Annotated in this window: 9 protein-coding genes; 2 read left to right on the top strand and 7 right to left on the bottom strand. The window is 75.4% G+C overall.

Annotation, left to right across the window (positions count from 1 at the left end; all coding sequences use genetic code 11):
* Window positions 1–25 precede the first annotated feature (25 nt).
* Both QBL21_RS27860 and QBL21_RS27865 read left to right on the top strand, forming a co-directional pair.
* Complete coding sequence (locus QBL21_RS27860) at window positions 26–2,860, top strand: hypothetical protein (RefSeq protein WP_407564986.1); 2,835 nt, start codon at window positions 26–28, stop codon at window positions 2,858–2,860.
* A gap of 31 nt (window positions 2,861–2,891) precedes the next feature.
* Window positions 2,892–3,854, top strand: a complete 963-nt coding sequence (locus tag QBL21_RS27865; protein ID WP_407566584.1) for an ABC transporter ATP-binding protein — start codon at window positions 2,892–2,894, stop codon at window positions 3,852–3,854.
* A 62-nt stretch (window positions 3,855–3,916) separates the two neighbouring features.
* Here QBL21_RS27865 and QBL21_RS27870 read toward each other — a convergent pair whose 3' ends face one another.
* The 7 genes from QBL21_RS27870 to QBL21_RS27900 all read right to left on the bottom strand — a co-directional run bounded on the left by QBL21_RS27870 (window position 3,917) and on the right by QBL21_RS27900 (window position 14,780).
* Entirely contained in the window at window positions 3,917–4,792 is an 876-nt protein-coding gene (locus QBL21_RS27870) for a hypothetical protein (RefSeq protein WP_407564987.1), read from the bottom strand.
* Window positions 4,789–5,280, bottom strand: a complete 492-nt coding sequence (locus tag QBL21_RS27875; protein ID WP_407566585.1) for an acyl-CoA thioesterase — start codon at window positions 5,278–5,280, stop codon at window positions 4,789–4,791. Before QBL21_RS27875 ends, QBL21_RS27870 begins: the two co-directional genes overlap by 4 nt.
* 1 nt (window position 5,281) lies before the next feature.
* The gene (ettA, locus tag QBL21_RS27880; protein WP_407564988.1) at window positions 5,282–6,946 is read right to left on the bottom strand and encodes an energy-dependent translational throttle protein EttA; all 1,665 of its coding nucleotides are present in this window, start codon (window positions 6,944–6,946) and stop codon (window positions 5,282–5,284) included.
* A gap of 355 nt (window positions 6,947–7,301) precedes the next feature.
* On the bottom strand, window positions 7,302–8,717 hold the full coding sequence (locus QBL21_RS27885) for a Cys-Gln thioester bond-forming surface protein (protein WP_407564989.1): 1,416 nt from the start codon (window positions 8,715–8,717) through the stop codon (window positions 7,302–7,304).
* A gap of 544 nt (window positions 8,718–9,261) precedes the next feature.
* Complete coding sequence (locus QBL21_RS27890; RefSeq protein ID WP_407564990.1) at window positions 9,262–9,786, bottom strand: single-stranded DNA-binding protein; 525 nt, start codon at window positions 9,784–9,786, stop codon at window positions 9,262–9,264.
* A gap of 120 nt (window positions 9,787–9,906) precedes the next feature.
* A complete protein-coding gene (locus QBL21_RS27895; protein ID WP_407564991.1) occupies window positions 9,907–12,099 on the bottom strand; it encodes a GTPase in 2,193 nt (730 codons plus the stop codon).
* Window positions 12,100–12,917: 818 nt separating this feature from the next.
* On the bottom strand, window positions 12,918–14,780 hold the full coding sequence (locus QBL21_RS27900) for a dynamin family protein (protein WP_407564992.1): 1,863 nt from the start codon (window positions 14,778–14,780) through the stop codon (window positions 12,918–12,920).
* Window positions 14,781–14,888 lie beyond the last annotated feature (108 nt).

The following is a 14,888-nucleotide window of genomic DNA, read 5'->3' on the forward strand; positions in this document are numbered from 1 at the left end:
CCGTACACACCGGGAGGTCGGTGACATGCCCCCCGCACAGGACCCGCCGGAGGCCCCGGAGAGCCCCGGTGCCGCCCCCTGGGTGCGGACCCGGCTGCGGGCCGCGCCGGGCGGCGCGGTCGCGCTCGCGCTGCTCGTGCTCGTCACCGCGTTCCTCGCCGCCGCGTTCCCGCGCGGTGTGGACACGTACGAGGACCGCGAGGCCCGCCGGCTGATCGACGGCGCCACCGCCGCCGAGCGCAACGTGGCGCTGACCGCGCAGCCGGACCCCGAGGTGATGTTCGAGGACCAGGCGGAGTCGATGTCGGGGACGGCCGTCGCGGCGTTCCTGGCGCCGGTACTGCGGGAGTTCCGCGACCCGCTGCGGGCCGAGCGGGGGCAGGTCTCGTACGGCGTACGGACCGACCCCGTGCTCGTCACCCGCGACCCGTGGCTGCCGAAGACCGACGGGCAGCGGCCCGAGGTGCAGCTCGACGCGCGCGCCGGGGTCGAGGAGCGCGCCCGCGTCATCGACGGCCGGCTGCCGGAGCCGACGGCGCCCGGCCATGCGGGCGCGGCGCGCGGCGGCGGGGACGACGTCGTCTTCGAGGCCGCCGTCTCCGCCGCGACCGCCGACAAGCTGAACATCCGCGTCGGCTCCCGCGTCCACCTGCCGCAGGCCGAGAGCACGGTCGTCGTCCACGTCACCGGCATCGTCGAGCCGAAGGCGCCGGGCAGCGACTACTGGTCCGTCGACCCCCTCCTGCGCACCCCCGAGCTGCGCCAGAAGCCGACCACGCTCGACCCGCACCGCTACTGGGCCGCCGCCTTCCTCCTGCACCCCGCCAGCGGCCCCGCGCTCTTCACCGAGACGCAGGCGTTCAGCCTGTCCACCGAGGACGCGGGCACCTCGCCGTACTGGAACGTGCCCGTGGCCGGCGGCGCGCTCACCGGCCGCGACGTGCCCGCCGTGCTCGACGCCCTGTCCCGCCTCCAGGAGGGCCCCGGCTACGAGCGGCTCAGCGCGCGCACCGGCGGCCGGCTCGACGTCTCCACCGGCACCACCGGGCTGCTCGACAGCTACGCGGGGCTGCGCAAGGCCGTCACGCCCGTCGTGGCCGTCGCGGCCTTCGGCGTCGGCGCCGTCGCGGCCGTGGTGCTGGGCATCAGCGGCGGTCTCGCCGCGGCCCGGCGCCGCGCCGAGCTGGCGCTGCTCCGCTCGCGCGGCGGCTCGCTGAAGGGCATCGCCGTACGCCTCCTCGCCGAGAACGCCGCCGCCGTCCTGCCCGCCGCCGCGGCCGGCTGCGGCCTCGCCGTGCTGCTGCTGCCCGACGGGCGGAACGGCCCGGCGCTGCTCGCCGCGGGCGCGACGGCTCTGCTGGCGCTCTGCGCGCTGCCGGCGCTCGCCGTGGCCGCCGTACGCCGGCCGCGGCCCCCGGCCCGTACCGACCTGGTCCGGGCGCGGCCCTCGCGGCAGCGGCTGGTGGCGGAGCTGACGGCGGTGGTGCTGGCGGTGGGCGCCATCGTGGTGCTGCGCCGCCGGGGCAGCGCGGACGGCGGCGCCGACGCGCTCGTCAGCGCGGCGCCCGTGCTCGTCGGGATCGTCGCCGCGGCCGTGTTCGTACGCCTCTACCCGCTGCCGCTGCGGCTGGCCGCCCGCCCCGCGGCGTGGGCGCGCGGGGCCATCGGCTTCCTGTCGCTGGCCCGCGCCGGGCGCACCCCGGCGGCGTCCGCGCTGCCGCTGCTGGCACTGCTCGTGGCGCTGACCACCGCCTCCTTCGGCGGCTCGGTGCTCGCGGGCGTGGCCGACGCGCGCGAGACGGCCTCGCTGCGCAGCGTCGGCGGTGACGCCCGCCTCACCTCCGCCGCACCGCTTCCGGACGGGCTCGCCGACCGGGCGCGGAAGGTCGGCGGCGTACGGCACGTGGCCTCCGTCAGCACCGAGAGCGGGCTCCAGGTCATCGGGCTGAGCGGCGACGTCACGCTGCTGACGGTCGACGCCGCCGCGTACGCGCGGCTCAGCGCGGACCTCGGCCTCGGCACCTTCGACGCCGGGCGGCTGCGGGACGAGGACGGCGGCAGGGCGCTGCCCGCGCTCGTCTCCCCCGGCGTCGCCGACCTGATCGGCGACGGCACGCTGGGGCTCCAGTCGTCCCGGGGCCGGATCACCGCGGAGGTCGCCGAGGTACGGCCGGTGACGCCGGCGCTGACCGGCGGCCAGTTCGCGGTGGTGGACGCCGAGAGCGTGGCGCGGCAACTGCCCGGCACCGAGGAGCTTACCGAGGCGCGGCCCGACACGCTGCTGCTCTCCGCAGCCGGCGGCCTGGACCGCGCCGCGCTGCGCGCCCTGGCCCGCGACTCCGCGCCCGGCGCCGCCCTGCTGCTGCGCGGCGACGTGACGGACGAGCTGGCCGCCTCGGAGCTCCAGCGGGGCGCCGAGCGGCTGTACGCCGTCGCCGCCGTCGCCGCCACCGGCTACGCCCTGCTCGCCGTACTGCTGTCGCTGCTGCGGGCCGCGCCCGAGCGGATCGCGCTGCTGGCCCGGCTGCGCACCATGGGCTTCAGCCGACGGCACGGGCGGCGGCTGCTGGTGCTGGAGGCGCTGCCGCAGTTGGTGGCGGCCGGTCTGGTCGGGGCGCTGGCGGGGCTGGTGACCGTACGGCTGCTGGGGCCCGGCATCGACCTGAGCGCGCTCGCGCTCGGCGAGGAGAGCCCCGACCTGCTCGGCGCCGGCGGCGCGGAGCTGCGGGCGGACCCGCTGGCGCTGGCGCTGCCGTCCGTGGCGGTGCCGGGGCTGGCGCTGGCGGCGGTGCTGGTGCAGGCGTGGTGGGGCGGCAGACGGCGGGCCGTACGGGAACTGCGGGCCGGGGAGAGGGAGTGAGATGGCGCAGACGCGAGAGAGCACGGGCGGCATGACGAGCGGCACGACTCTGGAGGAGCTGGAGCGGCGGGCGGCGGAGCAGCGCGCCAAGCCGGCGTACGGACACGACGCGCTGATCTCCTGCGACCAGCTCGTCCGCATCTTCCGCACGGACGGCGTGGAGGTGCAGGCGCTCCAGGGTCTCGACCTGCTGGTCGCCGAGGGTGAGCTGCTGGCCCTGGTCGGCGCCTCCGGCAGCGGCAAGTCGACCCTGCTCGGCATCCTCGCCGGCCTCGACGTGCCCACCGCCGGCACCGCCACGGTCGCGGACTTCGACCTGCTGGCGATGGACGCGCGGGCGCGGCTGCGCTACCGCCGGGAGGTCGTGGGCTTCGTCTGGCAGCAGACCGCGCGCAACCTGCTGCCGTATCTGACCGCCGTGCAGAACGTCGTGCTGCCGATGCAGCTCAGCGAGGGCGGCGGCGGCCGGCACGCCCGCCGCCGGCGGGTGGCGTTCGCCGAGGAGCTGCTGGGCCTCCTGGGCCTCGCCCACTGCCGCGACCGCCGCCCGCAGCAGATGTCCGGCGGCGAGCAGCAGCGCGCGGCGATCGCCGTGGCGCTGGCCAACTCCCCGGCGGTGATCCTGGCGGACGAGCCCACGGGCGAGCTGGACTCGGCGACGGCGGAGCAGATCTTCGCCGCCTTCCGCACGGCGAACGAGGAGCTGGGCACGACCATCGTCATCGTCACCCACGACCAGGCCGTGTCGACGCAGGTCCGCCGCACGGTCGCGATCCGCGACGGCCGGATGGCGTCGGAGGTCGTACGCCGCACGGAGGTCGACGCGAGCGGGGAGGAGCGGGTGGTGGCCCGCGAGTACGCCGCGGTCGACCGCACGGGGCGGCTCCAACTGCCGCGGCGGTACACGGAGGCCCTGGACATCCGGGAGCGGGTCGTCCTGGACCTGGAGGAGGACCACATCCGGGTCAGCCCGGACCGGGAGGGCCAGGAGTAGGGCCCGCGCCGGTCGGGCCGGGGGGCGCGGGACTCCGGGTGCGCCCGCCCCGGCGGGCTGCGTCAGACGGGGGTGACGCCGAGGCGGCCCAGGCCGCCCGTGCGGCGCAGCGCCACCGAGCCGTACGGGGTGCGCAGGCGGAGCCAGTTGCCGGCGGCGAGGAGCGTCGGCTCGGCCGGGTCGGCGGTGGGCGGCAGCAGGCCGAAGACGCGGGCGGCGTGGGCCGCGCGCAGCGGGAGCGGGGTCCCGCCCAGCGGACGGCTCCAGATGTCGCCGCCTATCCGGTCGACCTCGGCGCGCGTCCGCTTCTCCTCGGGCAGCGCCTCCACCCGGGCCTTGAACTCCGCGACGCCCGCCACCACCGCGACGTGCAGCTCCTCCGGGCGCGGCAGCCCGGCCACCGGCTCCCAGCCGCCGCGCGGCGGCAGCAGCCCGGCCCACCCGGGCCCGCTCACGGGCTCCGGCAGCGCCACGGCCAACTCCCCGCGTACGGGCCGGGGCCCGGCGCTCCGTCCGGCGGCGTCCCCCGCGGGCCGGCGTTCGCCCTGACCGGCACCGGGGTGCGCCGCCGGGGCGTTCGTCGCTCCCGCGCTCTGGGTGCCGGCGTTCTCGGTGGCGACGTTCTCGGTGGCGGCGTTCGCCGTATCGGTGTTCGCCGTTCCGGCGGCGGCGTCGATCGCCTCCGCCAGTTCCCCCGCCGACACCGTCTCGTCCAGCTCCGCCGCCGCGGCCGTCAGCAGCGCCGTACGGACCACGATCACCTCCAGCGCCGGCGCGTGCCCGAAGACGGCCAGCGCCGCTCCCGCGCCCCCGCCCGCGGCGCCGGGGGCCACCCGGAGACGTACCGCCGCGCCCCTGTCGTACCGCAACAGCCGCCCCAGGAACACCGCCAGGCCCTCCGCCTGCCGTCCCTCGGCGAACACCAGGCGCCGCGTCATGCCGCCGCTGCCTCCCCCGGCTCTCCGTGCGCTCCCCGCTCGCCGCGCCCCGCCGGCGGCGGCCCCAGGTACTTCTCCAGGAACGCCCGCTCCTCCGCGGTGATCCGCCGCGGCCGGCCGGCGCCGAAGTCGTACGGCACGATGACGGTCGACGCCCGCGCGTACACCGCGCCGCCGTCCTCCGGGCCGTCCTTCACCTCGTACGCCAGCGTCGCCGCCGCCGCCCGGATCTCCGTCACCCACACCTCGACCGTCACCGGCTCGTACCGGTGCACGAGCTGGCGCCGGTAGTCGATCTCGTGCCGGGCCACGACCGAGCCGCCCGCGAAGGACGTGCCGCCGCCGGCGGCGCCCTCGTCGGGCGCCAGCCGGAACATGAAGTCGATCCTGGCCTCCTCCAGATAGCGGAGGAACTCCACGTTGTTGACGTGGCCGTACGCGTCCATGTCCGCCCACCGCAGCGGGCATCGGTAGACGTGCCGGGCCACGTCAGCCACGGGTGAGCTTCTTGTACGTGGCGCGGTGCGGGCGCGCGGCGTCCGGGCCGAGCCGCTCGATCTTGTTCTTCTCGTACGACTCGAAGTTGCCCTCGAACCAGAACCACTTGCTGTCGCCCTCGTACGCCAGGATGTGCGTCGCGATGCGGTCCAGGAACCAGCGGTCGTGCGTGATGACCACGGCGCAGCCCGGGAACTCCAGCAGCGCGTTCTCCAGCGAGGACAGGGTCTCGACGTCGAGGTCGTTGGTCGGCTCGTCGAGCAGCAGCAGGTTGCCGCCGAGCTTGAGTGTGAGGGCCAGGTTGAGCCGGTTGCGCTCGCCGCCGGAGAGGACGCCGGCGGGCTTCTGCTGGTCCGGGCCCTTGAAGCCGAAGGCGGACACGTACGCCCGCGACGGCATCTCGACCTGCCCGACGTTGATGTAGTCGAGGCCGTCGGAGACGACCTCCCACAGCGTCTTCTTGGCGTCGATGTTCCCGCGGGACTGGTCGACGTAGCTGACGGAGACGGTGTCGCCGACCCGGATGCTGCCGGAGTCCGGCTTCTCCTGGCCGAGGATCATCTTGAACAGGGTCGTCTTGCCGGCGCCGTTGGGGCCGATGACGCCGACGATGCCGTTGCGCGGGAGCGTGAAGGACAGGTCCTCGATGAGCAGCTTCTCGCCGAAGCCCTTGCTGAGCTTCTCGACCTCGACGACGACGCTGCCCAGGCGCGGGCCCGGCGGGATCTGGATCTCCTCGAAGTCGAGCTTGCGCATCTTCTCCGCCTCGGCCGCCATCTCCTCGTAGCGGGCGAGACGCGCCTTGGACTTCGCCTGCCGGCCCTTGGCGTTGGAGCGGACCCACTCCAGCTCTTCCTTCAGGCGCTTCTGCCGCTTGGCGTCCTTCTGGCCCTCGACCTTCAGGCGCGCGGCCTTCGTCTCCAGGTACGTGGAGTAGTTGCCCTCGTAGGGGAAGGCGCGACCGCGGTCCAGCTCCAGGATCCAGCCGGCGACGTTGTCGAGGAAGTACCGGTCGTGGGTGATGGCGACGACGGTGCCCTCGTACTGCGCGAGGTGCTGCTCCAGCCAGGCGACGGACTCGGCGTCGAGGTGGTTGGTGGGCTCGTCCAGGAGGAGGAGGTCGGGGGCCTCCAGCAGCAGCTTGCAGAGCGCGACGCGGCGGCGCTCGCCGCCGGAGAGGTTGGTGACGGGCCAGTCGCCGGGCGGGCAGCCGAGGGCGTCCATGGCCTGTTCGAGCTGGGCGTCGAGGTCCCACGCGTTCTCGTGGTCCAGCTCCTCCTGGAGCTTGCCCATCTCCTCCATCAGCGCGTCGGTGTACTCGGTCGCCATCTGCTCGGCGATCTCGTTGAACCGGTCGAGCTTGCCCTTGGTCTCGGCGACACCCTCCTGGACGTTCTCCAGGACGGTCTTGTCCTCGCTGAGCGGGGGCTCCTGGAGGAGGATGCCGACGCTGTAGCCGGGGGAGAGGAACGCGTCGCCGTTCGACGGATGCTCCAGGCCCGCCATGATCTTGAGCACGGTGGACTTCCCGGCACCGTTGGGGCCCACGACACCGATCTTGGCGCCGGGCAGGAAGTTCAAGGTGACGTTGTCAAGGATGACCTTGTCGCCGTGCGCCTTGCGTGCCTTGCGCATGGTGTAGATGAACTCAGCCAAGAGAAACCGTCCGGCAGATGCGAGGTGGGCAGATGCACCCATCTTGCCGCACGCGCGGCCCCGTACGAAAACGGCCCCGGTGCGCGCCCGGCGCCCACGGCGCCGGGGACGGCACGGGCGGCCGCCCGGGGGCGCGGCGGGGCGCCCGGCGGGGGCTGTGCGAGGGCTCTGCGGGGCGTACGGGGTGCGGGGGCGGGGCCCGTACCGCCGGGGCGGCCGGCGGGGCGCAGGACGGGCCTTTCGCGGGCCGCGCGGGGGCGTGTGAGGGACGGCGGGAGGGGACACGAGAAGGGGCCGGATCCCGTGGGATCCGGCCCCTTCTGTCGTGCGGATGCGTCGTGCAGAGCGTCAGCCGTCAGGCGGCGTCGGCGCCGCCACCGGCACGCCGGCGGAGCAGGAAGACGGTCGCACCGCCGACCACGACCAGGCCGATGGCCACGCCCGCGATCACCGGGGTGGCACTGCTGCCACCGGTGTTCGCCAGGTCGCCGCCGTCGTCGCCGGAGTCGTCACCGGCGGAGCCGCCCGCGGAAGCCGGGCTCGGCTCGCTGGGCGCCGGAGTGTCGTTGCCCGCGGTCTCGCAGTCGAGCACGCCGGTGAACTTCTCGCTGAAGCCGTCGTCACCGTTGATGGTGATCTCGTACGCCTGGTCCTCGGCGACCTCGACCAGCACGGTCTTGGACTCGCCCGGGGCCACGGTGTGGGACTCGCCCGCCAGCTCGAAGGAGAAGGGCTGGTCGCCCTTGTTCTCGGCGGTCACGTCCACGCCGCCCTTGGCGCAGTTCTTGTCGGCGGACAGCGCCGGGATCGGGCCCTTGCTCGCCCACGTGGCGGTGGCCTGCGCGGTGACGGTGGTGTCGCTGGAGCCGGCCAGGATCTGGGTCTGGCTCTTCGCGTGCTCACCGACGCCGGCGAAGGCGCGGCCGACGGGCACCTGGGTGGTGGCCTCGGCGGTCAGCGTCGCCGACCCGTCGGGGGTACCGGCGGGCACGTCGAGGAAGACCTCGGTGCCGTCCGCGGCGCTGGCCAGGGCCTCGCCGTTGGCGTCCACGACCTTGACGCCGGCGGACTCGGCCTCCGGCGACAGCGAGAGCGCGGCGCTGGCGGCGTCGGTGTTCACCGTCACCGGGCCCAGCTTCTCACCGGACTTGCCGGAGATCGCCGTCGGACCGAGGTTCAGCGAGGGCGCGGGCTCCTCGATGGCCTCGGCACTGGCCTCCAGGTAGTCGGCCAGCTTCTCCGCCTCGGGGTCCTTGGCCTCGACGTTCACCTTGTCGGAGAAGCGCCAGATGGCGATCTGGGTGCCGGCCGCGGCGGTGTTCTCGGTCAGCTCACCCGCACCGGCCGTCTCCGCGAGCGCGGAGAGGTCGTCCACCTGCGGGTAGGAGTTCTGGAGAATCCAGTTGATCTTCCCCGCGTCGGGGTTGTTCTGGAGCGACGAGGAACTCCAGGGCACCTCCTGGTACTTGGCCTCCGGCTGGGTGGGGTTGCCGAAGTCGATGCAGTAGGTCTGGATGGAGCCGCCCTGGTCGACGGCCATCTCGAACAGACCGGCACCGATCTCGTCGTCACCGCTGTCGCCGTGGACGATGGCGGTGTCCTTGATCGTGAGCCCGCCCAGGGTGGCGGTGGCGCCGTTGGCAGGCGGCGCTTCCTGCGCTGCCGCGGGACCGGCGCCGGCTATCGCACCGGCGGTGGCAAGGCCCGCGGCAAGCACGGCCGCGGTGAGCCGAGCAGACCGACGATGTGACGGCCTCCGAACAGAAGTCATGGTCGAAAATCCCCTCCGGGCGGGTTGGTCAAGGCTCGGATGCCCCCGCCGTAAGAACGCCTTCGCTCCGGGCTCGACGAGCCGCTCGGAATCCTATGGACTCCCCTCGTCCCGCGAACCTCAAATGCCCCAAGGGAACGGGGTTTTAGAACGGAATCGTTACATCGGGCGACGACTATTTCGGGCTAACCCCAGCGGACCGGCAGAAGTTCGCGGGCCGCGGTCGAACTGATCGTCTCGGAAACGTCACCGCACGGCCGCCACTTCGCCCGCCGACCGGCACCCGGGCCCGGGTGGCGGGCCGGGATGCGAGCCTGGAGCGGGCCGGGATGCGGGCCTGGGGCCGGGCCCGCCCCACCGGCCGCGGCGGCGACGGCTCCGTGCCCGACCGGGCTCGGCTCGGCCCGCCTGCCTCGGCCGGGGTGCCAGCCCCGGGTCAGCACCGGTCCTGCCCCGATCAGCACCGGTCCCGCCCCGGTTCAGCCCCCGGTCCCGCCCCGGGTTCAGCCCTGCGCAGCCCCGGGCTCAGCCCCGTTCGGCCTGTTCAGCCCAGGTCCGGGGTCAGCACCGGCTGCCGCTCGCCCTTCTCCGCCCTCTCCGCCCTCTCCGCCGCGGCGGGCACCCCGCCGACCTCCATGGACGGGACCAGGGCGTCCCGCGCGGTGCCGTCCAGCTCCGCCCTGCCCGGCTCCGCGAACGACGGCCGGAGCCGCGACACCCGGCGGAACGCCGCCGTGCCCCAGCCGAGGTCGTGCCCCACGGCAGTCGCGTCGATGGTCGGGTCCGTGCACCGCACGCCCTCTTTCTCGTACTCCCTGACCCGCAATCGGCCCCGCACCAGCAGCGGTTCACCGATGGCCACGGATGCCGCCACGTTGTCCGCCAACTGGCGCCAGGCCCAGACCGTGAAGAAATTCGTGTACGCATCGGTCCAGCTACCACTTGCCTGGTCGAACCGCCGCACCGTGGCCGCCAGCCGGAAACGCACCGCCGGCACCCCCGACTGCGTCGTGCGGTAATCGGCGCTCGTCGCGGCGTTCCCCACCACGGTCACCATCGTCTCGTTCATCTCGCACGCACCTCTCCCCCGTCCGGGCACGTCACCTGCCCGCTGACCTCCATGCTGCACGCTCCCGAACGAACCCGCGACCCCTGTGGATAACTCCGGCCGGGAGGACGTATCAGCAGGTCAGGGACGTGTGTCACCGCCCGACGCAACGGCGTACTGCTCCCGCACCTCGCGGTAGCGCAGCAGCTCCGCCGCCATCGGCTCCAGCACCCGCGCCCGCCCGCTCGCGGCAGCCGCCTCGCGCAACCGCCGCTCCGCCTCCTCGCCGTACCGCCGCGCCGGACCCCTGGCCGCGAGTCGGCAGGCCAGCGCCAGCCCGGGACCGCCGGCGGCGGCGATCACCACCAGGGCCAGCGGCACCGGCCACGGCACACCGGTGACGCCGAACAGCGCTGCGACCAGCCACAGCACGGCCAGCGCCTGGAGCCCGAGCAACCCGCGCTGCACCGCACCCACCACCGACCACCACCGCGGCCGGGGCACACCGCCCGCGCCCGGCCCGGCCAGGGCGGCAGAAGCACGGGCACCGGGTTCACCCGCGTCCAGCGACTCCGCGCGCGGGTCAGAGCCAGAGCCCGGGTCAGAGCCAGAGCCCGGGGCAGAGACCGAGTCAGGGCCCGTAACCGAGTCCGGATCCGCGCCCGGGTCCGCGTTCGCCGCGTGCCGCGTCAGCCCGTCCGCGAGCCCCTCCGCCCCGCGCACCCCCGCCTCGCGCACCGCCTTCGCCCACGGCGCCGGCAGCCCGACGCCCGCCTCGTCGGCGACGGTCCGTACCGCCTGCTCCACCACCGCCCGCGCGGGAACCAACCCCTGCTGCCCGTCCCGGGGTTCCGGCATCAGCACGCTCACGTCCGCCGGTGCCCGCTTCGCGGAGCCGCCGGCGGCACCCGCCACCCGGCCCCGCCACAGCTCCACCAGCCGCGCCCCGCACGCCTGTTCCGCCTCCCGCAGCCACAACTGCTCCGCCGCCTGCCCCGTGGCCGCCGCCCCCACCGCCTCCGCGAGCCGGTCCTCGAACTCCGCCCTGATCCGCTCGTCCAGCCCGCCCCCGCCGCCTTCGCCCACGTACACCTCGTGCAGCCGCGCCGTCGCCCCGTCCACGTCCGCGGTCAGCCGGCGCTCGGCCGCCCGCCGCTCCGCGATGAACGACACCAGCTCCGCGCGCAGATCGCCCACGCCCTCCCCGGTGAGCGCGGACAGCGACAGCACGCACGCGCCGGGCTCGCCGTGCTCGCCGAGCGCGAGACCGTCCTCGTCGAGGAGCCGGCGCAGGTCGTCGAGCACCTGCCCGACGGCGTTCCCGGGCAGCCGGTCCACCTGGTTGAGGACGACGAACATCACCTCGGCGTAGCCGGCCAGCGGTTGCAGATAGCGCTCGTGCAGCGCCGCGTCCGCGTACTTCTCCGGGTCGACCACCCAGATCACCGCGTCGACCCGGCGCAGCAGGTCCTCCACGCGGCGGCGGTGCTCGTCCACCGCCGAGTCGTGGTCGGGCAGGTCGACGAGGACGAGCCCGCGCAGCCCCAGGTCGTCGCGGAGCGGGCGGGCGGCGCGCGGCGGGAGCCCGAGGCGTTCGAGGAGCAGGGTGGGCGCGTGGTCCCCGGCGCCGCGCCAGGCGCAGGCGGAGGGCAGGGAGGTGGTGGGCCTGCGCACCCCGACATCGGAGAGGGGGGCGCCGGCGAGCGCGTTGAAGAGGCTGGACTTGCCGCTGCCGGTGGCGCCCGCGATGGCGACGACGGCGTGGTCGAGGGAGAGCCGCTGCCGGTCGGCGGCTTCGTCGAGTACGCGGCCCGCCTCGGCGAGCGTGCGCCCGTCGAGTCGCGTACGGGAGAGGCCGACGAGTTCGCGCAGGGCGTCGAGCCGCCCCCGCAGGGGGCCTTCGGCACGTGGTACGAACCCTCCGGGCAGCCCCGCGTCCGCCTCGTGCCCCGCGCGTGCCCCGCCGCGACCCCGAGCCGCGGCACGCGGCACGGCACCGTCCCCGTCGTACGCACCGCCGCGCCCGCCGGCGTCCGAGGGACCACCGTCGACCGGGCCCGCCCCGAGCCCCGCAGGATCCCCGAAGTCATCGCCGACCGACTCGGCCTCGTAGCCGTGGCCGCCCGGCCCGACGTCGAACCCACCGCCGGTGGGCCCGTCCCCGAAGCCACCGCCGACCGACCCGATGTCCGAGCCGCCGCCGCCCGACCCGGCCTCGGAGCCACCGCCGCCCGGCCCGGCCTCGGACCCGGCCCCACCGCCCTCCGCCGCCGCACCACCCGCCGGCTCCGGCGCCCCCGCCCCCCGTACGTCCAACCCGCCGTCCGCACCCATCTCCGCGACACCGCCCTCTCGCCCACCGCCATCCGCCCGACCCCCGTCCTCCGCACCGAACCCGGCGCCCACGCCACCCCCCGTATCCACGCCGCCCCCGGCCTCCACCACATCCCCGGCCCCGGCGGAAGGCGCATCCCCAACCCGCGCCCCCACCCGCCCCGAACCCGAAGCCGAAACCGAAACCGAAGCCCTCGACGACTCACCCGCTCCAACCACCCCGTCCCCCGACGCGGTTGCCGCCGGCGCCTCGGACGCGCCGGCCACCCCGCTCCCCGGCTCCCCGCCCGGCTCCCCGCCGTCCCCCGGCCCGGGCACGGAGTCAGCCGCCCCCGCGCCGTCCTCCGCCCGTACCGCCTGCTGCCGTCCGCGGCGCACACCCCACCGCACGGAGCGCCGGGCGATCAACCCGTCGTCCCACATCCCGGCGGGCGCCGACGCCGAAGCCTCATCACCCCGCGCCTCGCCGACACCGCCGACACCGCCGCCAGCACCGAGGTCACGCGCGCCGACCTCCGCACCTCCGGTTACCGGCGCACCTCCGGAAGCCCCCGCACCCTCAGAAACCCGTGCCCCCTCCGCGCCCCCGGAGCCCTCCCCGCCATCCCCACCTTCTGGCGCCCGAGCAACGCCCCCCGCCCCAGTGACCGCCGCAACAGCCCCGACCGCCGCGACCCCACGCAACTCGGCCACCTCGCCCGCCCTGTCCGCCCCACCGACCGCCGCCGCCGGCTCCGCCGCCTCCCCAATTGGAACCGGAACCTCCGCCGACTCGCGTCCCGCCGTCTCCTCCGCGCGCACCTCGTCCACCTCTCCCGTCACTTCTCCCGCTGCAACACGGACATCGCCGCGATCAACTGAGCCTGCTGGCCCGACTGCGCCTCCAAGGCGTCGATCGCCGCCAGCCGGCGGTCCCGTTCCCCGTCGAGCACCCGCTCGAAGTACGTGCCGAGCAGCCGCCCGCCCCGGCTCCGCAGCCGCAGCCCGCCCTTCGCGCCCAGCAGCGCCGCCAACTCGTCCGCCGCCCCGGCCCCGTTCCGGCCGCCGAGCAGCGCCACCGCCAGCAGCGCCGCCACCTCCTCCGGGTTCGCGTCGGCGCCCTGTTCCGCCGCCCGCAACGCCTCGTCGACCAGTTCCTCCAGGCACCGCTGCCAGCGCCGGACGAGCACGCCCACCCGCTCCTGCGCCCCCGTGCCCGCGTCGGCGAACGGCACCGCCGCTGCCGCCGGCTCGCGGCGCAGCTCGGCGGTGAAGCGTTCGTCGGCGGCGGCGACGGCGCAGTACAGGACGGCGGCGACGCTGCCGGTCAGGGCGTCGAGGAGGTCGGCGGAGGCGCCGGTCAGGGCGCGGTTGCGGTAGTGCGCGAGGGCGTCGCCGGCGAACGCGGCGCCGCCGACGAGGTCGGCGTGCGCCTGCTCGGCGGCCTCCTCGTACGACCGCTCCACGCGGTGCGCCATCCGCGTCGACGCCGCGTGCTGCGCGGCGCACGCCCCGGCCAGCGAAGAGACCCGGGAACGCAGCGACGCGAGCACGCCGTTCGCGGTCCGCAGGGCGGCTTCCGCGCGGGCTTCGGGGTCCTGGGCGCGGCGGGCGAGCCAGTCGCGCAGCTCCTGCACGGCCGTGGCGGGCAGCAGCCCGTTGCCGCCGCCGGCGGACTCGGGGAGTTCGGGGACGGTGAAGCGGGGCACGTCGCCGAGCCCGGCCTTGCGCAGCAGCGTCGCGTACTGGAGGGAGATCTCACCGGCGACCTGGTGCGGCACCCGGTCGAGCACGGTGACCAGGCTGACGTCGTACTCCTTTGCCGTACGCAGCAGGTGCCAGGGCACCGCGTCCGCGTACCGAGAGGCGGTCGTCACCAGCACCCACACGTCCGCGGCGCACACCAGCTCGGCGGCCAGCTCGCGGGCGTGCCCGGCGAGGGAGTCGATGTCGGGGGCGTCGAGGAGGGCGAGGCCGCTGGGCACGTTCTCGTCGACCTCGATGCGCAGCAGGGTCCCGTCCGGCCCGTGGCCGCCCTCGCCGAAGGTCGCTGCCGCGCGAGGCGGCCCCTGCCGGGTGCGGTACGGGTCGGGCATGTCGTACGCCCCGGAGGCACCCCTGTTCGCCGCGTACCCCGTACGGCCGTTCCCGCCGCCCCCGTACATCTCGCGGGCACCGCCGCCGTACACCTCACGCGCACCGCCGCCCCGGTACACCTCACGGGCACCGCCGCCGTGGTCCCCGTACGGCTCCTCGACCTCCTGTGCCTCGTACGCACCGTACGACTCGTACGCCTCGACGCGCCCGTGCGGGGCGTCCTGCCGGGGCATCCACACCCGCGTCAGATGCGGCAGCACCCGCTGCCCGGCGAACCAGGACTGGTCGTCGGGATGGCAGACGAGGACGGGCATCCGCGTCGTGGGCCGCAACACGCCGGACTCGCTGACGCATCTGCCGACGAGCGAGTTGACGAGCGTCGACTTCCCCGCCCCCGTCGACCCGCCGACCACCGCCAGCAGCGGCGCGTCCGGCCGGTGCAGCCGGGGCACCAGGTAGTCGTCGAGCTGAGCCAGCAGTTCAGCCCTGCTCCGCCGCGCTCCGTCCGCCCCCGGGAGGGGGAGGGGAAAGCGCGCGGCGGCGACGCACTCGCGCAGGGCGGAGAGTGCGTTCAGCAGGTCAGGCCGTACGTCCGAGGTCGCCACATGCGAAGAATGCCCGCTTCCATCCGAATTTGAAAGCGTTTAGCCCCGCAGCGCGCCTTCTTCAACCCAGAAGCTTCCGCCACCCGGGCATAACGACTGCACAACACC

Source organism: Streptomyces sp. 184 (assembly GCF_045781775.1).
Taxonomy (GTDB): Bacteria; Actinomycetota; Actinomycetes; order Streptomycetales; family Streptomycetaceae; genus Streptomyces.

Bases quoted from the DNA above. Each gene is read 5' to 3' on its own strand.
- QBL21_RS27860 (WP_407564986.1), top strand. From the start codon at position 26: ATGCCCCCCGCACAGGACCCGCCGGAGGCCCCGGAGAGCCCCGGTGCC.
- QBL21_RS27865 (WP_407566584.1), top strand. From the start codon at position 2,892: ATGACGAGCGGCACGACTCTGGAGGAGCTGGAGCGGCGGGCGGCGGAG.
- QBL21_RS27870 (WP_407564987.1), bottom strand. From the start codon at position 4,792: ATGACGCGGCGCCTGGTGTTCGCCGAGGGACGGCAGGCGGAGGGCCTG.
- QBL21_RS27885 (WP_407564989.1), bottom strand. From the start codon at position 8,717: ATGACTTCTGTTCGGAGGCCGTCACATCGTCGGTCTGCTCGGCTCACC.
- QBL21_RS27890 (WP_407564990.1), bottom strand. From the start codon at position 9,786: ATGAACGAGACGATGGTGACCGTGGTGGGGAACGCCGCGACGAGCGCC.
- QBL21_RS27895 (WP_407564991.1), bottom strand. From the start codon at position 12,099: ATGGGTGCGGACGGCGGGTTGGACGTACGGGGGGCGGGGGCGCCGGAG.